We start from the raw sequence: 22,029 nt of genomic DNA, 5'->3' as shown, positions 1-22,029 counted from the left end.
TGACCGGTGCCGCGGTCCGGCCCGTGGGACCGGACCGCGGCATCAGCCTCTCACGGCACCAGCACCCGCAGGGCGTCCTTGGCGACCGCGACGTCCACCGGGAGCGGGGCGATGAACTCCCCGTCGGCGTAGGCGGTGATGCCGGGGGACTCGATCCGCAGGGACTCGGTGCGCAGCGTGGTGACCTCCGGATAGGTGACGTGGGTGCCCTTGAAGAGGGTCGGGAAGAAGCGGGCGATGCGCAGCCGGGGCATGGCGTCGACGAGGGTGAGGTCGAGCAGCCCGTCGTCGGGGAGGGCGGCGGGGCACATCAGCATGCCGCCGCCGTAGCTGCGGGTGTTGCCGACGGCGGCCAGGGTGAGGTCGCGTTCGATGACGGTGCCGTCGGCGAGGGTGATGCGGAACGGCAGCGGGCGCAGGTTGGCGAACTCGGCGAGGATGGCGAGGTTGTAGCGCATCCGGCCGCGCGGCCAGCGCAGCCGGTTGGCGCGGTCGCTGACCAGGGAGTCGAAGCCGGTGGCGAGGACGGAGCCGTACCAGCGGACGGCGCCGTCCGGGCCGGTGATCCGGCCGAGGTCGATGCCGCGGGTGCGTCCGGCGGCGATGACGTCGGCGGCGGCTTCGGGGGCGCCGAGCGGCAGGCCGTATTCGCGGGCGTGGTCGTTGCCGGTGCCGGCGGGTATCACGCCGAGCGGGACGGGGGTGCCGGCCAGGGCCTGGAGGGCGAGGTTGATCATGCCGTCGCCGCCGACGACGGCCACCGCGTCCACCCCGCCGGCCACGGCCTCGCGGGCGAGGCGGACGGCGTCCTCGGGGGAGCGCCCGGCGTGCGGTTCGACCTGGACGCCGAGGGCCCGCAGCCGGGCGGTGGCCCGGTGGGCGGCGGGTTCGGCATGGCCGGCGCCCGCCGCCGGGTTGGTGAGAACGGCGACCCTGCGGACGGTTCTCACCTCGTTCACGGGATCAACTTGCCCGGGTTGAGGATGCCCGCCGGGTCGAGTTCGGCCTTGACGGCGCGCAGGATGCGCACGCCGAGGTCGCCGATCTCCTCGGTCATCCAGGGCCGGTGGTCGGCGCCGACGGCGTGGTGGTGGCTGATGGTGCCGCCGGCGCCGAGGATGGCGTCCCCGGCGGCGCGCTTGGCGGCGCCCCAGCGGGTGAGCGGCTCCTCGCCGAGGGCGGCGACGACGGTGAAGTAGAGCGAGGCACCGGTCGGGTAGACGTGCGAGATGTGGCAGAGCACGAGGGAGCCGGGCAGGGCGCCGGTGAGCGCCTCGGTGACGGCGGTGCGCAGGGCCGGCAGGCGGCTCCAGCTCGTCGCGGTCTCCAGGGTCTCGCACAGCGCGCCCGCGCTGAGCAGCGAGTCGCGCAGGTAGGGGGCGTTGAACCGGCCGTGCTCCCAGGCCCGGGCGGGGACCTCGCCGAGCGAGGTGGCGCCGGTGGCGAGCAGGGTGTCGCGGGTGAGCTGCAGGCGGGCGGCGACCTGGGCGGCGGTGCCCTCGAAGACGGTGACGGCCAGGCAGCCGGTGACCGCCGGGGCGCCGCCGATCTGCTCGGTCATGGCCAGGTTGATCATGGTCTCGGCCTCGTCGGAGAGCCGGATCACGGTCGGGCCGGTGCCCTGCTGCTCGACGGCGCGCAGCGCGGCGGTGCCGGTGGCGAAGTCGGGGAAGCTCCACGCCTCGTACGCCTTGACGGCGGGCAGCGGGTGGACGCGCAGCCGGACGGCGGTGATCACGCCGAGGGTGCCTTCGGAGCCGAGGAAGAGCTGGCGCAGGTCGGGGCCGGCTGCGGAGGCGGGGGCGCGGCCGAGGTCGAGGATCCCGGCGGGGGTGACGACGCGCAGTCCGCGCACCATCTCGTCGAAGCGTCCGTACCCGGCGGAGTCCTGGCCGGAGGAGCGGGTGGCCGCGAAGCCGCCGATGGTCGCGTAGCGGAAGCTCTGCGGGTAGTGGCCGAGTTCCCAGCCGCGTTCGGCGAGCAGGGCCTCCGCGGCCGGGCCGGTGAGGCCGGCGCCGAGGACGGCTTCGCCGGAGGTCTCGTCGAGGTCGAGCAGCTGGTCGAAGCGGCGCAGGTCGAGGGAGACGACGGCGTCGAAGGCTCCGCGCTCGGGGTCGAGGCCGCCGACCACGCTGGTGCCGCCGCCGAACGGGACGACGGCGATGCGGCGTTCGGCGCACACCGCGAGGACGGCGGCGACCTCCTGCTCGCTGCCGGGCAGCACGACGGCGTCGGGGGCGTCCTGTGCCTCGCGGCTGCGGCGGCGCAGCAGGTCGGGGGTGGACTTGCCGCCGGCGCGCGGCAGCCGGTCGGCGTCGGCGGCGCTGACGTGGGCCTCGCCGACGGCGGCGGCGAGCGCCTCGATGTCCTCGGCGGAGATCCGGGACGGGCGCAGGACGACCTCGTCGGCGCCGGGCCCGGGGGCGGCGTCGCCGGTGACGCCGAGGGCGGCGGCGAGCAGTCCCTTGATGTCGGCGGACAGTTCCTTGGCCAGGGCCGGGTCGCCCCAGGCGTCCCACTTCATCGGGGGGAGCGGAAGTGCGGCGCCGGCCGGTCCCGCTTGCGTCTCAGGTGCCATGCGTTACAGTTTCACACATCATGTCAAGTAGTAACGCCGAGCCTCAGACGCCGCCCCCGGCCCCCGGGGAGCGCAGCACCGACGACGCGATCCTGGACGCCGCCGCCGACCTGATCGTCCATCTCGGCGTGCGCCGGACCCAGTTGTCCGAGATCGCCCGCCGCGCCGGGGTCAGCCGCCCGACCGTCTACCGCCGCTGGCCGGACGTCCGGGCGGTGATCGGCGCGCTGCTCACCCGGGAGATCCTGACCACCCTGGAGGGCGCCGGGCTGGACGTCCACGACCGGGAGACCCTCGTCGAGCGGGTCGTGGAGATCGCCGTCCGGCTGCGCGACCACCCGGTGCTCGGCGCACTGCTGCACTCCGACGACTCCGACCTGCTGCTCCAGTACGTCGTCGAGCGGCTCGGCGCCAGCCAGCGCGGCCTGCTGGAGGCGCTGCGCGCCGGCATCGAACACAGCCAGGCGCACGGCTCGATCCGGGCCGGCGAGCCGCTCGAACTGGCCGCCATGGTCCTGCTGATCGCCCAGTCCACAGTCCAGTCGCACCGCATGGTCGCCTCCCTGCTGCCCGAGGCGGCCTGGCGGCGCGAACTGGCCAGAGCACTGAACGGATACCTCGCGCCATGACCCCCACCGCAGGCCCGCACGCGGGCCCGTACGCGGGCACCGGCCGGCTCGACGCCGCCCGCCGCACGCTGGAACTCCAAGCGCTCGGCGACGACCCCCGGATCGACCTCCTGGTCGTCGGAGGCGGCGTCACCGGCGCCGGAGTGGCCCTGGACGCGGCCTCGCGCGGCCTGCGCACGGTGCTCGTCGAGGCCCGCGACCTCGCCTTCGGAACGAGCCGCTGGAGCTCCAAGCTGGTGCACGGCGGCCTGCGCTACCTCGCCTCCGGGCAGCTCAAGGTGGCCCGGGAGAGCGCCGTCGAGCGCGGCGTGCTGATGACCCGCACCGCCCCGCACCTGATCCGGGCGCTGCCCCAACTGGTGCCGCTGCTCCCCGACCTGCTGCGCCCGGGCCAGGCCGCGCTGATCCGCACGGGCTTCCACGCCGGGGACGCGCTGCGCCTGACGGCCGGCACCCCGGGCGCGCTGCTGCCCCGGGTGCGCCGGATCGACGCCGACCGGACCCGCCGGCTGGTGCCGGGCGTGCGGACGGACGGGCTGCGCGGCTCGCTGGTCGCCCACGACGGCCAACTCGTGGACGACGCCCGGCTGGTGGTCGCGCTGGCCCGGACCGCCGCGCAGTACGGGGCGACCGTTCTGACCAGGGTGCGCGCCGAGCAGGTCGACGGCACCTCGGCCCGGCTGGTCGACACCCTGACCGGGCGGGAGCTGGCCGTCCGGGCCGGCGCGGTGGTCAACGCCACCGGCGTCTGGGCGGGCGAGGTGGACACCTCGATCAAGCTCCGGCCCAGCCGGGGCACCCACCTGCTGGTGGACGCGGCGGCGCTCGGCCACCCGACCGCGGCCCTCACCGTGCCGGTGCCCGGCTCCACCAGCCGGTTCGTCTTCGCCCTGCCGCAGCAGCTCGGCCGGGTCGCGATCGGCCTGACCGACGAGGACGCCCCGGGTCCGATCCCGGACGAGCCGCAGCCCACCGAGGCCGAGCGCTCGTTCCTCCTGGACACCGTCAACGCCGCCCTCGCCACCGCCCTGACCGGCGCGGACGTGCGCGGCGCGTACGCCGGTCTGCGTCCGCTGATCGACACCGGGGACGGCAGCACCGCCGACATCTCCCGCGAGCACGCGGTGCTGGAGAGCCCGTCCGGGGTGATCACCGTGGTCGGCGGCAAGCTCACCACCTACCGCAGGATGGCCGAGGACGCGGTGGACACCGCCGTCCGGCTGCGCGGCCTGCCCGCCCGCGCCTGCTGGACGGCCCGGCTGCCGCTGATCGGCGCCCCCGGACACGGGGACAGCCGCCCGCTGCCCACCGGCGCGGGGGCCGCCGGCCAGGTGCCCGCCTCGCTGCTCGCCCGCCACGGCGGCGCGGCCCACGAGGTGCTGGCGGCGGGGGAGTTGACGCCGATCGCGGAGGGTCTGGACGTGACCCGCGCCGAGATCGCCCACGCCGTCAGCCACGAGGGCGCGCTGGACGCGGCCGACGTGCTCGACCGCCGTACCAGGATCGGGCTGGTCGCGCAGGACGCGGACCGGGCCCGGAAGGCGGTCGAGGAGATCGTGGCGGAGTGCCTCGCGGAGGTTCGGGGGAGCTGACGCGTCGGGTGCTCGACGTATCGGCGGTCGGCGCTTCGGTCGGCGCGCCGGGCGATTCGCCCGGCGGCCGGCCGACCGGCGTGTCGGGCCGAGGCCCGGGGGAATGTCAGGCCGCGGCCCGGGGGAAGGGGGCGAGGTCCGGCTCCACCCAGGCGGTCCGGGCCTGCTCGGTCGCGAGCGTCCCCGGACGGTAGTGGCGGGCGAGCAGGTCCTTGTCGAGCAGGTCCGGGTGCAGGGCGGCGAACTGCTCGAAGCCCGTCGCGTCGTCGTCCGCGTGGAGGGCCACCAGCTCGACCCAGGCCCGGGTCATGGTGACGTGGAACTTCTGCGGCGCGCCGGCCTTGGTGGCGGTGCGCAGGATGCCCTCGCCGATCAGGTCGAGGGCGGCCGTGGCGCCGTGGCGGCGCACGGCGAGCCAGGTGAGCCGGACGTGCTGGCGGTGGCCGAAGCGCTCGGCGTCGGCCATCACCTCGCGCAGCAGCTCGTCGAAGGTGTCGGGGGTCGCGGGGGTCGCGGGGGTGGTCATGCGCAGGCCTTCGTCGTCTGTGTGGGGCTCGTGGGGCGCGGCTCGGGGCAGTCCGGCTCGTGGAGGCGGCTCGTCCGGGCCGACCCTGGATCGTACGGTTTTCCGATATTCAGGGGCAAACCACCCGAACGGGGTGTTTCAGCGCGCCGTGCGCTCGGGCATCGGGTGCTCGGCGCCGGACAGCTCCAGGACGCAGGCGAGCGGGTGCTCGGCCCGGCCAGTGCGGTCGAGCCGGACCGCGAGCGGCTTCGGCGGCTCCTCGGCGACCTGGGCGGCGAGGGTCAGCGGGTAGACGCCGTGCCCGTGGACGCGGTGGAAGGCGCACTCCTTGCCGTCGACCAGCAACTCGGTCTCGGTGATCCAGCCGGACCGGACGTTGACGGTCACCGAGTGCCCGCCCCGGTCGAGGTGGAAGCTGTACCGCTGGCGCATCGGGACCTCCGGCGACCGGGCCTGCGACGAGGGGAAACGGGGGAAGAGCCGACGAGGGGAAGCGGGGAAGAGTCGACGAGGGAAATCAACTGCCAGTCTAGAACGGGAGGTCGTTAGGGTGCTCGGCATGCGGAGCACAGCGGGTGGCCTGCGGCCGTACGGGCCGGACGAGGAGGTGGCCGAGGACGAGTACGTCCTCGGCCTGTACCGGGTGCCCGTCAAGGCGAGGACGGGACGCAAGGCCGGCCCGGCGCCGCAGCCCGGGCGCCTGGAGGCCTGGGCGGACGGCGGCGCGCTGCGGGCCGTCCTGCGCCGCCTGGGTGCGCGGACCCTGCCCACCCTCGCCCGCCACGAGCCCGACCTCGACTTCGCCGGCCGGATCCGGCAGCCGTCGACGGCCGCGCTGGTCCGGGAGATCGAGCAGGTGGACCTGGCCCGGCTCCCGGCCGCCGAGCGCGCGGTGCTGCGCCTGCTGCTGGACTGGGGCCGCCGGGCGACGGCCGAGAACGGCGCGCTGCGGATCGAGATCGACGCCGTGCAGTGACGGCGTGCCTTCACGGCGTGCGGTGACGCCGTGCAATGACGGCGCGCAATGGCGCCGCGACCTGCCCTGCGGCGGCTCCCGCGCACGGTTCCCGTGCGCGACCCGGAGAAAATCCCGGGGCGGGCCCGCCTCCAGACGGATTCTCGTGATCTCTACAGTGTTGTAGATTCGTCCACAGGGAGAGATCCGAGGAGGGCATTGTGGGAGTTTCGCTGGCCAAGGGCGGCAACGTCTCGCTCAGCAAGGAGGCGCCCGGTCTGAGCGCCGTGATCGTCGGTCTCGGCTGGGACGTGCGCACCACCACCGGGGCCGACTACGACCTGGACGCCAGCGCGCTGCTGTGCAACGCGCTGGGCAAGGTGGTCTCGGACCAGCACTTCGTCTTCTTCAACAACCTCCGCAGCCCCGATGGTTCGGTCGAGCACAGCGGCGACAACCTGACCGGCGGCGGGGACGGGGACGACGAGCAGATCAAGGTCGACCTGGACCGCGTCCCGGTCGACGTGGCCAAGGTGGTCTTCCCGGTGTCGATCTACGACGCCGACGCCCGGCTGCAGAACTTCGGCCAGGTGCGCAACGCGTTCATCCGGATCGTCAACCAGGCCAACGGCCTGGAGATCGCGCGCTACGACCTGACCGAGGACGCCTCGACCGAGACCGCGATGGTCTTCGGCGAGCTGTACCGCAACGGCGTGGAGTGGAAGTTCCGCGCCATTGGCCAGGGCTACGCCTCCGGCCTGCGCGGCATCGCGACCGACTACGGCGTGAACGTCTGACCGTCGTCGCCGCCGGCGGCGTCGTCACCGGTGCCGTCCGCGCCACCTTGGTGGACGTCACCACCGTCGACGTCGTCGACGCCCGTCCGCCCCACGCGGGTTGACGTGGTTTCGGCGGTCGCCGCGAGCGCTCGGCCGGTACGGTCGAGCGCGTGGCCGCCGAAACCCCCGCCGCCGGTGAACTGGTGCTGCCACCAGGCGGCCATGCCCGGCTCGTCCATCCCCGACCAGTCCGGCGCCCCGGTGACCTGGGCCCGGCCGAGGGTGCGGCCCAGCTCCACCAACTCCCGCCCGGACTCCGTCCGTTCGCGGTCGTAGGCGGCCAGCAGGGCCGACCAGGAGCCGGCCTCGCGCCCCGCCAGTTCGAAGGCGTGGGCGTCCTGCATCGCCTTGACCGCGCCGCTGGTGTTGTGCGGGCGCACCACGGTGGCGGCGTCCCCGCCGATGAGCAGCCGGCCGGCCGTGCGGCGCGGGGCCGCCAGGTCGTAGATCGGCTGCAGGAAGGTCCGTTCGCGCGGGGTCAGGGTGACCAGGCCGGCCCAGTACGGCGGCAGGAACCGCTCGGCGAGCTGCCGCAGTTCGTCCAGCTGTCCGTCGAGGAGGCTGCCCGCCGGGATGCTGGTCGGGCCGTCCAGCCGCAGCCAGGCGGGCGTGGGGGCGTAGAAGACCCAGTTCACCTGGGTGCGGCCGGGTTCGACCCCGGGGATGCGGTAGATCACCACCTGGCCGCCGGGGTAGCAGGCGGTGATGCACTGCTCCTCGGGCCAGGGCGCCGCGCCGCCGGGCAGTTCGGCGAGCAGGGCGGCGTCGTAGCTGCCGCGCCAGCACACGTACCCGGCGTACTCGGGTTCGGCCCGGGGGCAGACGGCCGCGCGGACCACCGAGCGGTAGCCGTCGGCGCCGATCACCAGGTCGTACGTCTCGCGGCCGCCACCCGCTTCGGCCCAGGCGTCGTCGGGCCCGTTGCCGACGGCCGTCACGGTGGTGCCCAGCCGGAACTCGACCTGCCGGGGCGTCCGTTCGCGCAGCGCCTGCCAGAGCACGCCCCAGTGGTGGGAGTGGAAGGGGAAGGGCTGGGCCCAGAGCAGCCGACCGCAGCCGTCCGGCCCGTCGCCCTCGCCGGCCGCGCCCCGGGCGACCCAGCGGCGGACGGTGAGGCGGTGGCGGCGGGTGTCCGCGTCGAGGTGACCGGTCCGGACCAGTTCGTCGAAGCGGTCGTTGTGGGTGCACAGCCCCACGCCGCGGTCCTCCAGCCGGCCGGGGCTGCGTTCCAGCACCACCACGCGTTCCGCGCCGAGCCGGGCGGCGGCGCCGGCGAACGCGCTTCCGGCGATGCTGCCCCCGACCACGGCCACCGAGCCACCCCGCACGGCCGCTCCTCTCCCGAGCTCGTGTCGTCCCCGCGGCGCCGCGGCGATGTCCGGGACGCCGTTGCGTCGCCCCCGCGGTGTCCGGGACACGACGATACGCCGCCGACCGGGTTCCGGCGGCGTGTTCGAACCATCCGGAGGGCCGTCCGGAGGGGTCTCCGGGCGGTCGGTCGGGCGCCTCCGGCGGTCGTTCGCAGGGTGTCCGGAGGGGGCCGGAGGGGTGTCCGGAGGGTCCGTCCGGAGGCTCCGTCCAGCCTTATGCAACTAGTTGCATACCCCGCCGCCCGTCCCCTACCCTGCGGTAACAACGACCCCCAGCCCGCGCCCCAGGAGACGTCGATGAGCGCCCACCCCGGCAGCAGCCGCTACCCGCACCTGCTCAGCCCGCTCGACCTCGGCTTCACCACCCTGCCCAACCGCGTGATCATGGGCTCCATGCACGTCGGCCTGGAGGAGGCCCCCGGCGGCTACGAGCGGATGGCCGCCTTCTACGCCGAACGGGCCCGCGGCGGCGTCGGCCTGATCGTCACCGGCGGCATCGCCCCCAACGAGGCCGGGCGCCCCTGGGAGGGCGGCGCGATGCTGACCACCGAGGAGGAGGCCGACAAGCACCGGACCGTCACCGACGCGGTGCACGCCGCCGGCGGCAGGATCGCCCTCCAGATCCTCCACTTCGGCCGCTACGCCTACCACCCCGACCTCGTCGCCCCCAGCGCGATCCAGGCCCCGATCAGCCCCTTCACGCCCAACGCGCTCACCGCCGAGCAGGTCGAGCAGACCATCGAGGACTTCGCCCGCTGCGCCGAACTCGCCCGCCGCGCCGGGTACGACGGCGTCGAGATCATGGGCTCCGAGGGCTACCTGATCAACGAGTTCGTCGTCGCCGCGACCAACCACCGCGAGGACGAGTGGGGCGGCCCGTACGAGCGGCGGATGCGCTTCCCGGTCGAGATCGTCCGCCGGGTCCGCGAACGGGTCGGCGAGGACTTCATCATCGTCTACCGCCTCTCCATGCTCGACCTGGTGCCCGGCGGCTCCACCCTGGACGAGGTCGTGCAGCTCGCCCAGGCCGTCGAGGCCGCCGGGGCGACCATCATCAACAGCGGCATCGGCTGGCACGAGGCCCGCATCCCCACCATCGCCACCTCGGTGCCGCGCGGCGCCTTCGCCTGGGTCACGAAGAAGGTGATGGGCAAGGTCGGCATCCCGCTGGTCACCACCAACCGCATCAACACCCCCGAGATCGCCGAGCGCCTGCTCGCCGAGGGCAGCGCCGACCTGGTCTCGATGGCCCGCCCGCTGCTCGCCGACGCCGACTTCGTCGCCAAGGCCCGGGACGACCGCGCCGAGGCCATCAACACCTGCATCGGCTGCAACCAGGCCTGCCTCGACCACACCTTCAACCTCCAGATCACCTCCTGCCTGGTCAACCCGCGCGCCTGCCACGAGACCGAACTCGTCCTCGGCCCCACCCAACTGCGCAAGCGGATCGGCGTCGTCGGGGCCGGCCCGGCCGGCCTCGCCTTCGCCGTCTCCGCCGCAGAGCGCGGCCACGACGTCACCCTGTACGACGCCGCCGAGACGATCGGCGGACAGCTGAACATCGCCCGGCGCATCCCCGGCAAGGAGGAGTTCGACGAGACACTGCGCTACTTCCGCACCCGGCTGGCCGAGTTGGCCGTCACCCTGCGGCTCGGCGCGACCGTCACCGCCGAACAGCTGGCCGAGCAGGGCCACGACGAGATCGTCCTCGCCACCGGCGTCACCCCGCGAACTCCCGCCGACATCCCCGGAATCGACCACCCCAGCGTGCTCGGCTACCTCGACGTGCTGCGCGACGGCGCGCCGGTCGGCGAGCGGGTCGCCATCCTCGGCGCGGGCGGCATCGGCTTCGACGTGGCCGAGTTCCTCACCGACCCGGGCGACGCGGCCAGCCTCAACCCGCCCGCGTTCCAGGCCAAGTGGGGCATCGACCCGGACTACCGCGAGCGCGGCGGCCTGCGCGCTCCGGAGCGGCCGAAGCCCCCGCGCAGCGTCCACCTGCTCCAGCGCAAGACCGGCAAGGTCGGCGCCGGCCTCGGCAAGACCACCGGCTGGATCCACCGCACCGAACTCAAGCACCGCGGCGTGGTGATGGTCCCCGGCGTCACCTACGACCTGATCGACGACGCCGGCCTGCACCTCACCGTCGACGGCGAGCGCCAACTGCTGCCCGTGGACACCGTCGTGCTCTGCACCGGCCAGGAGCCGCGCCGCGACCTGTACGAGGCGCTGCGCGAGCGCGGCCTGCCGGCGCACCTGATCGGCGGCGCCGACGTGGCCGCCGAACTGGACGCCAAGCGGGCCATCAAGCAGGGCACCGAACTGGCCGCCACCCTCTGACCCGGCCGGCACGCCGGCCGGCACGCCCCTGCACGCACTTCCGTACCCTCCGTGACCTCCGTGACCTCCGTGTCCGCCCGGGGCCGAGCCGGGCCCGCCGCCCGCGATCGGCCCCGTACGATCGACCCCATGTCGCTGCCGCACGCCATCCTCACCGCCCTGCTGGAGAAACCGTCCTCGGGGCTGGAGCTGACCAGGCGGTTCGACAAGTCGATCGGCTTCTTCTGGCCCGCCACCCACCAGCAGATCTACCGCGAACTGGGCCGGCTGGAGGCCTCCGGACACATCCGGGCCCTCCAGCCGGAAGGGCCGGTGCGCGGACAGAAGAAGGAGTACGAGGTCCTGCCCGAGGGCCGCGCCGAACTCGCCCGCTGGACCGCCGAGGGCGCCGCGCCCCGCGCCGTCCGGGAGCCCCTGCTGCTGCGGCTGCGGGCGGCCGCGGTGGTCGGCACGGACGGGCTGACGGCCGAGCTGGGGCGCCATCTCACCCTGCACCGCGAGCAGTTGGCCGACTACCGGGAAATCGAGCGGCGCGACTTCCCGGCCGAGCGGACGGACCCCGGGAACCGGCTCCAGCACGCGGTGCTGCGGGCCGGCATCGGACTGGAGACCTTCTGGGTGCAGTGGCTCGCCGAGACCCTCGAAGCCCTGGAGACCCTCGACGCCCTTCCGCCCGCCCCCTCCGCTCCGTCCGCCCACCCCGCTCCCTCGCCCCCCTCCGCTCCGTCCGCCGACCCCGCGAACGGGTCCTGACCAGCGGATATCCCCGCCCGCGCGCCCCGTCCGGCCCCCGGTGGGACACTGGTGGCTGTCCCTGCCCGAACCCTCGACCGGGGGCCCGTATGACTTGTCCCAGGCCCATCCACGCCCTCGCCGCCGCGGCCGCAGCCGTGGCGGTCGCCCTGGGCCCGGCCACCCTGCCGGCATCGGCCGCACCCGCCCAGGACGCCCAGCAACTGCCCTCCGCCGACCAGCTGAAGTCGGCCCTGCTGACCGCCGCCGACCTCGGCCCCGGCTACACCGAGATCCCGGTGACGCAGAGCCCCAGCCCCGGCGCGAACCCGACCCCGGTGACGGGCTGCGCCGCGCTCAGCGCCCTGATCAACATGCGCGCCACCCAGACCGGCACCGACGTCCCGCACGCCGCGGTCGAACTCGACGGCCCGGACGGCAATCCGATGACCACCCAGGTCCTCGCCGCCGAGGCGCCCGACCGGCTCACCGCCGACTTCAACACCGCCGCCGACGCCCTGAAGACCTGCCACAGCATCACCTTCAACGGCGGCACCGACGACGAGGTCACCTTCACCGTCACCCCGGTCACCCTCGGCGACCGCAAGGACGCCCCCGCCGTCCACCTCGACGGCACCCTGGCCGGCGTCCAACTCAACGGCTACGTCGGCATCGAGCGCTTCGGAACGGTCGCCATGGCCTTCGGCTTCTTCGAACGCCAGGCCACCTCCGAGCAGGCCGCCTCCATGCAGTACCGCACCGCCGTCGCCAAGGTCGAACGCACCCTCGGCTCCCAGGCCGGCAGCACCACCACCCCCACCGCCGCCCCCACCGAGGGCCAGCGCGTCTGACCCGCCCCCGCACACTGCGCACAACACCGCGGCCCCTTCCCGAACGTCCTGTACGTTCGGCGAGGGGCCGCCGTGGTCCACCGCCCAAGGAGGCGGCGGCTGCACGCGCCGGAGGCTCTGGTGGTCGAGGAGCCACGGAGAAGGGGGAAAAGACATGAGGTGCTTTCCGGTGAAACTCCGTACCGTTCTCGCAGGCCTGCTGTTCGGCGTCTGTGCCTGCACCGGGGTGCCCGGTGGACACGGTGCCGTGTCGGATGCGGTGGTTGCCTCCGGTGCAGCCGCGGCCGGGCCGTCCGCTGCTGCCGGCGGAGGCTCTCCGGAGCTGACGGTTCCGGAGGACTCCAGGCGGCAGATCCTGCGGCTGGCCGAGGAGAACGGGAACGCCCCGGCCGGTGGCGCGTTCACGGTCGTTCGGTACGACAGCGGCTACGGCCCGGAGTTGATCTGGCAGGCCGAGACTACCGGCGCCATCTGCTCGGCGTCGCCGAGGGTGGTTTCGCGTGGATGCGTTCCGCTCGCGGACATCGCTGCCAGGCCGCTTCCCGGAGTCGGAATCTTCATCGGTGCCAGCATGTACAACGGCCAGTGGTCGGTCATGCTGATGTCCAGTGGGGAGACGATCGATCAGATCTCCTGCCAAGGACGGAGCTTTCCGGCGCGGAAGGGGTACTCGATCACCGTCGACGGGGTACTCCGCACCGTCTACACGGTGTCGGTACCGCGAAGCCTCCAGGGCGAGTACCGGGTGGCAGTCCAGCGCGACGGCGCGGTTGCCGAGGATCGTGTGACGCTCGACATGGGGAACGTCGGCGACCGCGTGCAGTGCTGACCGGTCGGACCGTCCGCGGGACCCCGCTTCCTATGATGGGGCGGGGTTCACCGGGAACCGTGGTCCTTGGGGGGAACGGGGTGATCGGGTGATGACGGCTCTGGAGCCCGGACGGGAGCGAGCCCGCGGCGGGTTGTGCGTCCTGCCTGACTCCCTGCCGGGCATCTTGCCGCTGGCGACTGCGTGCACAGTGGGGAAGGCGCCTGACCCGGCTGTCATCGGGACCTGGTTTGAGGGAGGGGGGCGGAAGACATGGCTGCCGGAAAGTGGTTTCCGAGGTCGCGGGAGGGGGTGGTTCTGGTGGTGGGGCTCGTGCTGATCGCCGGAGCCACCGGCTATCTGAAGCTCAGGCCGGGTGGGCCGGAAGCCAAGGACTACGTGGGCCGCTGGGTCGCGCGCGACGAGGTGATCGAGCTGCGGGAGGGCGGGGCGCTCGGGGAGGTGCGGCTCGACGGCTACTTCTGTTTGAAGGAGCCCGTGGCGGGCGCCGAACCGCTCGGCGAGTACCAGGGAACCTGGAAGATCGGGAGCGTCGATGATGCCGGGACGGGGGTTTTCGTGACCCTGCGGAGCTATGACAGAGGGCGGGACTGCCAGATCTACCTGCAGGAAGAACACAACGGGCAGGTGGCTGCTCTGGCCGCACAGTCGCGGGGGAGTGAACAGCGATCGTTCTCAAGGGTGTAGTGCGTCGGGGCGGGAGCGGCCTGGCCGTCGCCGTGGCGTCGGTGTTGCCGTTGGCGGTGGGGTGTTCGGCCGGGCCCGACGGGAAGCCGCCGGTGGTCGGGGCCTGGAAGTCGGGCCTCGGGTCGATCCAGTTCCTGGAGGGCGGCAAGCTCGGGGAGGTGAGCCTGCTGCCTGCCGCATGCCGTGGGGAGAAGTCGTCCACGCCGGTGCAGTTCACCGGCACGTGGAAGCATGGCAAGTTGGAGGACGCCGGGACCGGAGCGTGGGCCACGTTGACGTCCGTCGCCGGCTATCCGACGTGCGAGAGGTACTTCCAGTACTTCACGTACGAGGGGCAGGAGCGGCTGCAGCTGACCGGGGTCTCGATGGCCGATGAGGCCTTCGTCCGGCAGTAGTCCACCAGCCGTCAGGGTGCAGTAGGACAAGCTCAGGGAGCGCTCCATCCGGCGAACGGACGGGGCGCTCCCGGTGCTTGCCCGTTGGCAGGGTGCTGTTGGGGGGCCGGGGAAAAGGAGAGGTGCTCCGAGTGGTTGCAGGTGGAGGCGGGGACCTCACCGGGGAGCCGTTCCTCCGGCGAGAGGGACATGCGATCGGCACCGTGGTGGAATGATCGGGTTCGTGGACCGCCCTCGTGTGAAGCAGCGCTCAAGGCCCCTGGCCGCGCTGGTCGTTCCGGCCCTGGCACTGATCACCGGCCTGCCGCTGGTGGCGTCCTGTACGGCGGCGGAGCCCCCGACGCCGACGCCGACGGTGCGGACGGACCTCGACCCGCTGAAGCGTCGCTTTCCGCAGTTGGGTTCGCTGTCCGGGGCCACGTGGGTCAGCCGGGTGTTGACCCAGAACTCCGTGGATTGGGTTCCCGGACCGACCGACGTGAGCCTGGACGGGGTGGCGCAGGTCGAGCCGGCGACGCTGGCGGCGATCACGTCGAGCGGAACGTGGGAGGAGACCGTCATCGAGTGCGGGGTCCCGGAGGAGATCGCCACTGAGGTGGGTGGCGCGACCGGATGGCTCCACAGCACGGCCTTCGACGAGTCGATCACCCGGACCCAGTATTCGGGGAGCTTCTACTTCGACAAGCAGACCGGCCGGGTCTACTTCTGCACGGTCAACCCGAAGGTGCGGACGGAGGGTTGAGCGGTCGCCCGGTCACGGCCGGGCGGCTGTGCCGAAGGGGTTGTCGATCACGTAGTGCCAGTGGCCGGCCGGGTCGCGGCGGGCGACGTCGGTGGCGGTGCCGGTGAGGTGGATGTCGGTGCCGTCGGGGGTGGTGCCGGTGATCTCCCAGTCGACGATGAGCAGGGCGATGTCGTCGGCGACGTAGGTGTGCCGGGGGCGGACGGTGATGGGCAGGCCGAGAGCGAGGAACTCGGCGTTGGCGCGGTGGAGTTCGTGGCCCGTGGTGGTGGCGCCGGGGGTGGGGACGAAGACCGCGCCGGGCTCGTAGACCCGGGCGAGCAGTTCCGGGCGGCCGGAGTTGAAGGCGGCGGCGAAGACGGCCGGGTGTTGTGCCGGGTCGGTGCTCGGGGGGAGGGTGGTGGGGTGAGTCATGCGAGCAGTGAAGACCGGCCCGGCGTGGGTCACCAAACGGGAAGTGACGGGTGGGGTGAGCGGGGCTGGGACGAGGAGCTGGTGCCGGACGGGCGCGGCCGCACCGCCCGCCCGGAGCCGGACTGCCCGGTGGAGGTGGCGCTCGCGGCGGTGGCCGGCCGGTGGACGACGCTGGTGCTGCGCGAGTTGATGCACGGCCCCGCCTCGTACGGGGAGCTGCGGGAGCGGCTGCCGGAGATCAGCTCGAAGGTGCTCGCGGAGCGCCTGCAGGCCCTGGGTGAGCGGGAATTGGTGGTGCGGGAGCGGCGGCGCGGGTTCCCGGTGCGGACCTCGTACCGGTTGACGCCGGCCGGGGAGGCGCTGCGGCCGCTGCTGGTGGAGCTGTACCGGACGGGTGTGGCGTTGGCGGGGCGCGGCTAGGGTCGGGCGGCCGCACCCCCGTGACGGCCGCCCGCCGAACCGGGTCTACGGGTGGTACACGACCTCCGGGAAGGCCTTCGATGGCCCGTCGAGCAGGTTGCCGCAGTGCCGGCCCCGCAGATGGAGGTCGAAGAAGGCGAGCGGGTAGGCCTGTTGGATGAGGATGCCGCGCTGCGGGTCGAGGGTGCCGACCTGGGACTGGATCTGCTGCTCGGTCATGCCGAGCAGCCTGCCCGCCTGGGGGATCAGTGTCATGTTGTCGCCGTACGACGCGTGCACGGCGCCGGTGGCCTGGACGTCGAGGCGCCAGCCGCGCAGGTGGCCCCAGAAGGTCTCGGCGTACGGGTTGGTGGCCCGGGCGAAGTCGGCGGTCATCATCATGAACGGCCGGTCGATGTCGGTGGTGATGGGGGGATTGCACGCCATCGGCCCGTCGAGGGAGACGGCGGCGCGGATGCGCCGGTCGGCGATCATGGCGAGGGCGGTGCCGGTGCCGCCCTTGGACCAGCCGAAGGCGCCGATGTTCCGGGCGTCCAGGCCGCCGAGCAGGCCGGTCGGCAGGGCGCGGCCGTCGACGTCGGGGTTGCGGCCGTTGGCCAGGCCGACGACCTGGTCGAGCAGGAAGAGCACGTCGGCGGCGTAGTCCCTCGGGTACAGGCCCGGCATGGGGGCGTCCCGGGTGACGACCGTCCCGTCGGGGAACTCGGTGATGCCGTCGTGGGTGTGGTCGACGGTGACGACGGCGAATCCGTGGCTGGCCAACTCCTGGACCATGACGGTGTGGTCGGCGCGGTGGCTGCCGGCGCCGTGGGAGTAGAGGACGACGGGCAGCGGCCGGCCGGTCCGGTGGACGGGCGCGCCCTGGTGGCCGGCGGTGAGCGGGGCGACGGAGAGGGGGAGCGGGAAGCCGGCATCGTCGAGGAGGGCCTGCAGGGCGCCGTCGGCCATCCAGGGGGCGAGCGGGTACGCGTCGGCGTCGGCGGCCCGGGCCGGGTACCAGACGGTGGCCATCAGCTCGCGGAACTTGCCGGGCCTCGCGTTCGGGTCGAGCCGGGACTCGTCGCGCAGGTGCAGCGGGACCATGCCGACCGGGAAGGGGCCGGTGGGCGCGGGCAGGGTGAGGCGGGAGGGGGAGGTGGCGCCGGAGGAGGGGGCGGGAGAGGAGGCCGGGGCGGCAGCGGGAGCGGCCGAGGCGGTGCGGGCGAGGCCCAGCGGCGCGACGGCGCCGAGGGCGAGCGCGGTGCCCAGCATGCGGCGGCGGGTCGGTCCGGTACGGCGTGCGGTCGGCGTGGTGTCCAGCGGCGTGGTGTCCATGCGTGGAACGCTGTCACGCGGGCCGGGTGGGCAACATCAGCCCGTCGATTGATCCTCCGTCATGTCGTATTGGCCCACGGGTTTACATCCCCGGGCTGATGCGGACGGCGCCAACGAGCACCAACGAGCACCAACGAGCAGCAGCCGGCACCGGCAGACGGTAGCGGCAGACGGCAACGCGGCGCCGCCGGGGCGACGCCGCGTTGCCGGCCATGACCACGGGTCGGGCGTTCCCGGCCCGCTTCGTACCGGATCCCGTGTGACTGCTCCTTGTTCCACCGGTCCGCGTGCGTCGGTGGAGGCGGAGCGGTCGCGGTGCGGAGAACGCGTCACATCGGGGCGCGGGTGGAACACGAATTCGTCAACTACAGCTTGTTCAGATGAAGTTCTTGTCGATCAGCATCTGCAGGACGTTGACGTGGAAGTCCGGGAAATCCATCGGCACGATGCCGAACCGGGCGCGCTGCTGGGTACGGGCGTTCAGATACGGGTAGACCGTGCGGTCCATCAGGGCCTGCGAGCTGGTTTTCGGCCAGTAACCACCGGCGTAGGAGAGGAAGTTGACGAACATCTTCGAGTGGCCCGGGTTGAGGAAGGCCTTGTCGAACTGGGCGACGATGCGCCCGCCCTTCGTCCCCAGCGGGTCGAGGCCGCCGGTCTGCCAGAGGTCCTGGGTGTCGAACCAGCCGTTCTCGCCGCTGGACCAGTCGATCAGGCCCCACGGGTTGGCGAAGTCGGCGATCAGGACGACCTTCCCGCGGGCGGTGGCGAGCGTCGGCCACCCGTAGAAGTGGAACAGGCCGCGGTAGCCCAGGCCGTCGAAGTAGTGGTTGACCCGCCGCATGAACTCGGTGTCGTCGAGCGACTGGCCGCCGGCGCGCTCGTTGCGCAGGCGCATCAGGACGGTCTCGCCGGGGTGAGACTGGAGAAAGGCTCGGCAGCGGTCGAGCACGTCCTGGAGCCGGATGTGCTGATAGGCGTCGGAGTGGTAGATCCCGAGCTCGTCGGGCGCGCCCTGGAGGCCGTTGCAGCGGATGTCGAGGAAGCGGACTCCCTCGGTCAACTGCTGGGGGATTCCCCAGTTCTGGGTGTGCGACCACTCGGTGCCGTAGGCGGGGTTCTCGCAGCAGGAGTCGTGGGTGCCGGGGATGGTGAGGTCGAGCAGGGAGAGGTCGCCGCTCAGGCGGCTCATCCAGTTGTCCGTCGGCAGACCGCGCGGGGTCGTGGCGCCGGCGGCCGCCCACGCGGTGCCCGGCAGGGCGATGCCCGTGACGGTGGCGGCGCCCAATCCCGCGCCCCACTTGAGTAGTTCACGACGTTCGATGCCCATGGTGCGGCTCCTCGGGGTCCGGTCGGTGCGGTGCGGTGCGGTGTGGCGCAGTGCGGTCGGTGGTGCGGTGCGGTCGGTCATGCGAGGGGCGTTGTCATCCTGGAGTACGCGGGCACGGCTTTGACAGGTCCGTGACGCCGAAATTCGGGGCTGTGTGTCGTCGGGCCCACGTGCTTTCGGGTCCACGCGTGTTCGTGCCCGGGAACCGCGCGGGGCTCCGGAGGCGTGTGCGTCCGGGAACGTGGGCGTGGGCGAGGGGGACCGGCGGGGATGACGGCATCGGTGGAGCGCAACAGATCGCACGGCTGCGGGTGGTACGCCGCCGGACCGCTGCTCGCGGCGGCGGTCACCGTCCTGGGGGCGCTGCTGGTCGCGCGCAGGTGGGCGGACTGCCCGCGGGGGATGGACCTGCCGACCCGGGCGTCGATGGCGCTGAGCCTGCCGGTCGGCTGGATCGGAATGACCGTGCTGCTGGTCCTCCTGCAGGCCGTCCTGGTGGCCGTGCTGCCCGAGGGCACCGAGCCGGAGGTGAAGTGGGTCGTGCTGGTGGTGGCGGCCGTGCTGCTGTTCCTGCTGTACGTCTTCGGGATGGGCTCCCCGGACACGGGGCCTGGCGGCTCCTGCTACCGCGGCTAGCGGACCGGCCCCGGCCCGGGGGCCCGCGCCACCGGGACCCCTCGGCGGGGTGAAGATCGAAATGCGCGGACGGCCGCCGCCCGCCACGGTGGGACCGTGGCTGCGATCGTCGTCCTCTTCGAACTGGCCCCGGACCAGGCCCTCGGACCCGAGGGCGTCGGCCCGGGCGTGGTCGCGGTGCACGCCGCCGGCCAGGATCCGGACGTCCCGGAGGACCCGCAGGCGCGCACTCTCTGCGGGCTGGACACCGCCCCGATGGAGCACGCCCACTACCGTCCCGCCCGGCCGGGTGAGCCGTGGTACCCGCCCGAGCTGGAGCAGCAGCGGTGCCGGCTCTGCGAGGCGGCGCTGCACCGGCTCTGAGCGAAGGGCCGGGGGCATCGGAGCGCCGCAGTGCCGGACGGCCGGAGCGCCGGAGTACCGGAGTACCGGAGTACCGGAGTACCGGAGTCAGAGCCACCAGCGGACGAAGGTGACGGCGCCGAGCACCGCGAAGCCCAGGAGCACCAGCCCGGTGAGGACGAGACCGGCGCAGGCCAGCGGCCCGGCCGACTCGTCCCGGACGGGCTGCCGCGCGCGGTCGTGCACCTGCTGCCATTCGACCGGGTGGCCCGCCCGTGCGGAGGCCGCCTCGCGGAGTTCGGCCGGCCGGGCGCCACCGGTGGGCGCCGCCGGTCAGCGTGGCCGGTGGGCGACCGCGGCGAACATCGCCACCGACAGGTGGAACGTCCCGTGCTCGGCGGCCGCGTCGAGGTCGGCGTAGAGCCGGTCGCGCTGCTCCGCGGTGATCAGGCCCCGGCCGACGGCCGCCGCGCCGATCCCGCGGACGATCGGCCGGGTGACCGTGCGGGAGTCGTGCAGCAGGACGTCGGCGCCGAGGTGGTCGACGGCCAGTCCGGCCTCGACCAGCAGGCCCGCGAGGCGGCGCCCGGCGTCCGGGGTGGCGGCGGTGCCCTCGGCGACGGCCGCCAGGGCGGGGCGGATCTCCGGGGCGGCCGGATGGAGCACGAAGGTGGCCCAGTCGGTGTCCAGCAGCGCGATCCGGCCGCCCGGACGCAGCACCCGGGCCATCTCGGCGACGGCCTTCGCCGGATCGGGGAGGTGCTGGAGGACGCGCTCGCACCAGACCACGTCCAACTCCCCGTCGGGCAGCGGCAGGTCGAGCGCGTCGCCGTCCAGGAAGCGGGCCGCGCTGCCGGCCTCGGCGGCGCGCTGCTCGGCGACGGCCCGGAGCCCGGGGTTGGGTTCGAGGCCGATCGCGGTGCCGGTGGCGCGGTCCGTCGCCCCGGCCCCCGGGGCGGCCGCGGCCGCGAGCACCTGGGTCTCCGACCCGGTGCCGGCGCCGACGTCCAGCGCGCGCTCCCCGGGGCGTACGGCGAGCTGTGCGTGTGCCCACGCGCGCAGCCGCCGCACCCCGGGGTTGGCCGCCTGGGCGTCCAGTACGGCGATGAGCCGGTCGGTGACGGCCGGGTCGGTGTTGGCGGCGTTGAAGGACGAGGTGGGGTGCGGGTCGCTCATGGCCGTCACCCTAAAGGAATGTGACGATCCATCAGTGATCACCCCACTGTGATCTCGCGGATCAGTGCAAGGTGTTCACGGCGGCCCGGACGGTCTCCTCGAAGGCGGGGACGTCGGGCCGGGTCCGGTTGCTCTCCCACTCGACGATGGCGACGGTGCTGCCGTCCTGTCCCACGCCGAATGGAGAGTCGCGGTAGCCCGGGGCGCGGGCCGTCAGAGCTCCGGGAGCGCCTCCCCGGTCTGCGGCTCGCGGCCCTCGGCGAGCCAGAACAGGTAGCCGCGTAGGTAGGCCTCCAGCCCGTCGTCCAGGTAGGCGGCGTACTGCCGCAGGGCCTCCGGCTCGTTCCGGCCGTCGTCGCCCAGTTCCAGCTCGCCCGTGATCCAGGCCCGCACCTCGTCCCGGCGCGACCACCAGTCGCGCACCGCCTGCGGGGTCCAGTGCCGGTCGCCGTCCCAGGCGTAGCCGCCCAGCGGCTCGCCGTGGGCGATCTCCACCAGGGCGGCCACCTCGCGGGGGTTGGCGGGCTGGCGGTGGACGAACTCGCAGTGCTCGTCGCCCGAGAGCACGTGCTCGGGGAGGTAGTACGGGCCGTTCAGCCCGCTGTCGGTCTCGCCGGCGTAGAACGGGCCCGGCACGTTCAGCCGGCTGCGCTGCTCCCAGTGGCCGTCGCCCACGGAACCGGTCATCTCCCGCGCGGCCGGCAGCGGGTCCCAGTAGGCCCGCTCCTGCCACGGCCCTTCCACGGGGTGGCGGAGCAGCCGCCCGCGCATCCGTGCGGCGGCCTGCCGCAACTCCGCCTCGTGCGAGAACGGTACGGCCCGTCGGCTGCCCCGCGCCCGGTCCAGGAGCCGGGCCCATCGGCCGACCAGCCCGCCCACCTGCGTCTTTCCCATGCGGCTCACCCTAGACGGGTAGATCCGAAGGTCCGACCCCCCAAAGGGTCGAGGTGTCCAGGATCAGCTTGTGACGACCGGGCTGAACACCCTCGACGCGTCTGTCCGGCGGTGGCACGGGCCCCGCTGGACGGACACGGTGCGGATCACCGGGGCATGCCTCCGTGCGGGCTGTTGACCACCGGCGGCAGAGACCCTTCGGCGAGGTGGAAGTGCCCGGGGGAGTGGTCGATGTGAAGGTGGCCGCCGTCGTCGGCGGAAGCCGTGCCGCGGGGCGTCGCGGACGTACTGGCGGAAGTCCGACGCGCGGAAGCCCCGGGTCGAAGGACGTGGGCCCGGGAGGCGGAGTGGGGGCTGGGGCGGGGCGGCGTACCCCAACCGGGGGGTTAGCGGGGCGCCCCCGCCGGGGCCCGGCCGCAGGGCGCCCGTGGGGCCGCC

Annotated in this window: 25 protein-coding genes; 14 read left to right on the top strand and 11 right to left on the bottom strand. The window is 73.6% G+C overall.

Annotation, left to right across the window (positions count from 1 at the left end):
• Positions 1–50: 50 nt before the first annotated feature.
• A complete protein-coding gene (locus ACFVHV_RS21995) occupies positions 51–959 on the bottom strand; it encodes a diacylglycerol kinase (RefSeq protein ID WP_359897648.1) in 909 nt (302 codons plus the stop codon).
• Positions 956–2,524, bottom strand: a complete 1,569-nt coding sequence (locus ACFVHV_RS21990; RefSeq protein WP_359897649.1) for an FAD-binding oxidoreductase — start codon at positions 2,522–2,524, stop codon at positions 956–958. The genes ACFVHV_RS21995 and ACFVHV_RS21990 overlap by 4 nt, the downstream gene beginning before the upstream one ends.
• Positions 2,525–2,598: 74 nt before the next feature.
• Between ACFVHV_RS21990 and ACFVHV_RS21985 the strand changes: the two genes are divergently transcribed.
• Together ACFVHV_RS21985 and ACFVHV_RS21980 are read left to right on the top strand one after the other, a co-directional pair.
• Positions 2,599–3,207: a TetR/AcrR family transcriptional regulator gene (locus tag ACFVHV_RS21985; RefSeq protein WP_380352843.1), complete on the top strand. Its 609-nt coding sequence runs from the start codon at positions 2,599–2,601 to the stop codon at positions 3,205–3,207.
• Entirely contained in the window at positions 3,204–4,799 is a 1,596-nt protein-coding gene (locus ACFVHV_RS21980) for a glycerol-3-phosphate dehydrogenase/oxidase (RefSeq protein WP_359897651.1), read from the top strand. The genes ACFVHV_RS21985 and ACFVHV_RS21980 overlap by 4 nt, the downstream gene beginning before the upstream one ends.
• A gap of 106 nt (positions 4,800–4,905) precedes the next feature.
• Here the strand turns inward: ACFVHV_RS21980 and ACFVHV_RS21975 are convergent, their stop codons facing one another.
• Both ACFVHV_RS21975 and ACFVHV_RS21970 read right to left on the bottom strand, forming a co-directional pair.
• Positions 4,906–5,325, bottom strand: a complete 420-nt coding sequence (locus ACFVHV_RS21975) for a hypothetical protein (protein WP_380352841.1) — start codon at positions 5,323–5,325, stop codon at positions 4,906–4,908.
• 138 nt (positions 5,326–5,463) lie between these two features.
• Positions 5,464–5,757: a hypothetical protein gene (locus tag ACFVHV_RS21970; RefSeq protein WP_380352839.1), complete on the bottom strand. Its 294-nt coding sequence runs from the start codon at positions 5,755–5,757 to the stop codon at positions 5,464–5,466.
• Positions 5,758–5,884: 127 nt separating this feature from the next.
• On the opposite strand from ACFVHV_RS21970, the gene ACFVHV_RS21965 reads away from it, so the two are divergent.
• Together ACFVHV_RS21965 and ACFVHV_RS21960 are read left to right on the top strand one after the other, a co-directional pair.
• The gene (locus tag ACFVHV_RS21965) at positions 5,885–6,301 is read left to right on the top strand and encodes a hypothetical protein (RefSeq protein WP_359897654.1); all 417 of its coding nucleotides are present in this window, start codon (positions 5,885–5,887) and stop codon (positions 6,299–6,301) included.
• A 200-nt stretch (positions 6,302–6,501) separates the two neighbouring features.
• Complete coding sequence (locus tag ACFVHV_RS21960) at positions 6,502–7,077, top strand: TerD family protein (RefSeq protein ID WP_359897655.1); 576 nt, start codon at positions 6,502–6,504, stop codon at positions 7,075–7,077.
• Here the strand turns inward: ACFVHV_RS21960 and ACFVHV_RS21955 are convergent.
• Positions 7,059–8,447, bottom strand: coding sequence for an FAD-dependent monooxygenase (locus tag ACFVHV_RS21955; protein WP_380352837.1), 1,389 nt, complete (start codon positions 8,445–8,447; stop codon positions 7,059–7,061). The genes ACFVHV_RS21960 and ACFVHV_RS21955 overlap by 19 nt on opposite strands.
• Before the next feature lie 339 nt (positions 8,448–8,786).
• Here ACFVHV_RS21955 and ACFVHV_RS21950 point away from each other — a divergent pair, with 339 nt between their 5' ends.
• From ACFVHV_RS21950 to ACFVHV_RS21920, 7 genes are all read left to right on the top strand, one after another.
• Complete coding sequence (locus ACFVHV_RS21950; RefSeq protein WP_359897657.1) at positions 8,787–10,829, top strand: NADPH-dependent 2,4-dienoyl-CoA reductase; 2,043 nt, start codon at positions 8,787–8,789, stop codon at positions 10,827–10,829.
• A gap of 129 nt (positions 10,830–10,958) precedes the next feature.
• A complete protein-coding gene (locus tag ACFVHV_RS21945) occupies positions 10,959–11,582 on the top strand; it encodes a PadR family transcriptional regulator (protein ID WP_380352835.1) in 624 nt (207 codons plus the stop codon).
• 89 nt (positions 11,583–11,671) lie between these two features.
• The gene (locus ACFVHV_RS21940; RefSeq protein WP_380352834.1) at positions 11,672–12,412 is read left to right on the top strand and encodes a hypothetical protein; all 741 of its coding nucleotides are present in this window, start codon (positions 11,672–11,674) and stop codon (positions 12,410–12,412) included.
• A gap of 169 nt (positions 12,413–12,581) precedes the next feature.
• A complete protein-coding gene (locus ACFVHV_RS21935) occupies positions 12,582–13,241 on the top strand; it encodes a hypothetical protein (protein ID WP_380352832.1) in 660 nt (219 codons plus the stop codon).
• 252 nt (positions 13,242–13,493) lie between these two features.
• Positions 13,494–13,928, top strand: coding sequence for a hypothetical protein (locus ACFVHV_RS21930; protein WP_380352831.1), 435 nt, complete (start codon positions 13,494–13,496; stop codon positions 13,926–13,928).
• 32 nt (positions 13,929–13,960) lie between these two features.
• Positions 13,961–14,323 (top strand): hypothetical protein, encoded by a 363-nt coding sequence (locus ACFVHV_RS21925; protein WP_380352829.1) that lies wholly within the window; start codon positions 13,961–13,963, stop codon positions 14,321–14,323.
• A 223-nt stretch (positions 14,324–14,546) separates the two neighbouring features.
• Positions 14,547–15,065, top strand: coding sequence for a hypothetical protein (locus ACFVHV_RS21920; RefSeq protein ID WP_359897665.1), 519 nt, complete (start codon positions 14,547–14,549; stop codon positions 15,063–15,065).
• 12 nt (positions 15,066–15,077) lie between these two features.
• Here ACFVHV_RS21920 and ACFVHV_RS21915 read toward each other — a convergent pair whose 3' ends face one another.
• A complete protein-coding gene (locus ACFVHV_RS21915) occupies positions 15,078–15,479 on the bottom strand; it encodes a DUF4440 domain-containing protein (RefSeq protein WP_359897667.1) in 402 nt (133 codons plus the stop codon).
• 24 nt (positions 15,480–15,503) lie between these two features.
• Between ACFVHV_RS21915 and ACFVHV_RS21910 the strand changes: the two genes are divergently transcribed.
• The gene (locus ACFVHV_RS21910; RefSeq protein WP_380352828.1) at positions 15,504–15,899 is read left to right on the top strand and encodes a winged helix-turn-helix transcriptional regulator; all 396 of its coding nucleotides are present in this window, start codon (positions 15,504–15,506) and stop codon (positions 15,897–15,899) included.
• Positions 15,900–15,944: 45 nt separating this feature from the next.
• On the opposite strand, the gene ACFVHV_RS21905 is transcribed toward ACFVHV_RS21910, so the two are convergent.
• Both ACFVHV_RS21905 and ACFVHV_RS21900 read right to left on the bottom strand, forming a co-directional pair.
• Positions 15,945–17,213 carry an alpha/beta hydrolase family protein gene (locus ACFVHV_RS21905; protein ID WP_380352826.1) on the bottom strand — a complete coding sequence of 423 codons (1,269 nt, stop codon included), beginning with the start codon at positions 17,211–17,213 and terminating at the stop codon, positions 15,945–15,947.
• Between the two features lie 376 nt (positions 17,214–17,589).
• Positions 17,590–18,624: a phosphatidylinositol-specific phospholipase C gene (locus ACFVHV_RS21900; protein WP_380352825.1), complete on the bottom strand. Its 1,035-nt coding sequence runs from the start codon at positions 18,622–18,624 to the stop codon at positions 17,590–17,592.
• A gap of 201 nt (positions 18,625–18,825) precedes the next feature.
• Between ACFVHV_RS21900 and ACFVHV_RS21895 the strand changes: the two genes are divergently transcribed.
• Positions 18,826–19,179 (top strand): hypothetical protein, encoded by a 354-nt coding sequence (locus tag ACFVHV_RS21895; protein WP_380352823.1) that lies wholly within the window; start codon positions 18,826–18,828, stop codon positions 19,177–19,179.
• 96 nt (positions 19,180–19,275) lie between these two features.
• Positions 19,276–19,542, top strand: coding sequence for a hypothetical protein (locus tag ACFVHV_RS21890; protein ID WP_053111985.1), 267 nt, complete (start codon positions 19,276–19,278; stop codon positions 19,540–19,542).
• A gap of 87 nt (positions 19,543–19,629) precedes the next feature.
• Here ACFVHV_RS21890 and ACFVHV_RS21885 read toward each other — a convergent pair whose 3' ends face one another.
• The 3 genes from ACFVHV_RS21885 to ACFVHV_RS21875 all read right to left on the bottom strand — a co-directional run bounded on the left by ACFVHV_RS21885 (position 19,630) and on the right by ACFVHV_RS21875 (position 21,591).
• A complete protein-coding gene (locus tag ACFVHV_RS21885) occupies positions 19,630–19,767 on the bottom strand; it encodes a hypothetical protein (RefSeq protein WP_380352821.1) in 138 nt (45 codons plus the stop codon).
• Positions 19,768–19,854: 87 nt separating this feature from the next.
• Positions 19,855–20,697: a methyltransferase domain-containing protein gene (locus ACFVHV_RS21880; protein WP_380352820.1), complete on the bottom strand. Its 843-nt coding sequence runs from the start codon at positions 20,695–20,697 to the stop codon at positions 19,855–19,857.
• A gap of 213 nt (positions 20,698–20,910) precedes the next feature.
• Positions 20,911–21,591, bottom strand: coding sequence for a ferredoxin (locus ACFVHV_RS21875; protein ID WP_380352818.1), 681 nt, complete (start codon positions 21,589–21,591; stop codon positions 20,911–20,913).
• Positions 21,592–22,029 lie beyond the last annotated feature (438 nt).

Origin of the sequence: Kitasatospora sp. NPDC127116, assembly GCF_042677365.1 — a bacterium.
Taxonomy (GTDB): Bacteria; Actinomycetota; Actinomycetes; order Streptomycetales; family Streptomycetaceae; genus Kitasatospora; species Kitasatospora lactacystinica.
This window is presented reverse-complemented; position numbering and strand designations above follow the sequence as displayed.

What these genes read in the sequence shown, in the direction of transcription:
- ACFVHV_RS21990 (WP_359897649.1), bottom strand. Translation starts at nt 2,524, where the DNA reads ATGAAGTGGGACGCCTGGGGCGACCCGGCCCTGGCCAAGGAACTGTCC.
- ACFVHV_RS21985 (WP_380352843.1), top strand. Translation starts at nt 2,599, where the DNA reads ATGTCAAGTAGTAACGCCGAGCCTCAGACGCCGCCCCCGGCCCCCGGG.
- ACFVHV_RS21980 (WP_359897651.1), top strand. Translation starts at nt 3,204, where the DNA reads ATGACCCCCACCGCAGGCCCGCACGCGGGCCCGTACGCGGGCACCGGC.
- ACFVHV_RS21975 (WP_380352841.1), bottom strand. Translation starts at nt 5,325, where the DNA reads ATGACCACCCCCGCGACCCCCGCGACCCCCGACACCTTCGACGAGCTG.
- ACFVHV_RS21970 (WP_380352839.1), bottom strand. Translation starts at nt 5,757, where the DNA reads ATGCGCCAGCGGTACAGCTTCCACCTCGACCGGGGCGGGCACTCGGTG.
- ACFVHV_RS21965 (WP_359897654.1), top strand. Translation starts at nt 5,885, where the DNA reads ATGCGGAGCACAGCGGGTGGCCTGCGGCCGTACGGGCCGGACGAGGAG.
- ACFVHV_RS21950 (WP_359897657.1), top strand. Translation starts at nt 8,787, where the DNA reads ATGAGCGCCCACCCCGGCAGCAGCCGCTACCCGCACCTGCTCAGCCCG.
- ACFVHV_RS21945 (WP_380352835.1), top strand. Translation starts at nt 10,959, where the DNA reads ATGTCGCTGCCGCACGCCATCCTCACCGCCCTGCTGGAGAAACCGTCC.
- ACFVHV_RS21940 (WP_380352834.1), top strand. Translation starts at nt 11,672, where the DNA reads ATGACTTGTCCCAGGCCCATCCACGCCCTCGCCGCCGCGGCCGCAGCC.
- ACFVHV_RS21930 (WP_380352831.1), top strand. Translation starts at nt 13,494, where the DNA reads ATGGCTGCCGGAAAGTGGTTTCCGAGGTCGCGGGAGGGGGTGGTTCTG.
- ACFVHV_RS21915 (WP_359897667.1), bottom strand. Translation starts at nt 15,479, where the DNA reads ATGACTCACCCCACCACCCTCCCCCCGAGCACCGACCCGGCACAACAC.
- ACFVHV_RS21905 (WP_380352826.1), bottom strand. Translation starts at nt 17,213, where the DNA reads ATGGACACCACGCCGCTGGACACCACGCCGACCGCACGCCGTACCGGA.
- ACFVHV_RS21900 (WP_380352825.1), bottom strand. Translation starts at nt 18,624, where the DNA reads ATGACCGACCGCACCGCACCACCGACCGCACTGCGCCACACCGCACCG.
- ACFVHV_RS21880 (WP_380352820.1), bottom strand. Translation starts at nt 20,697, where the DNA reads ATGAGCGACCCGCACCCCACCTCGTCCTTCAACGCCGCCAACACCGAC.
- ACFVHV_RS21875 (WP_380352818.1), bottom strand. Translation starts at nt 21,591, where the DNA reads ATGGGAAAGACGCAGGTGGGCGGGCTGGTCGGCCGATGGGCCCGGCTC.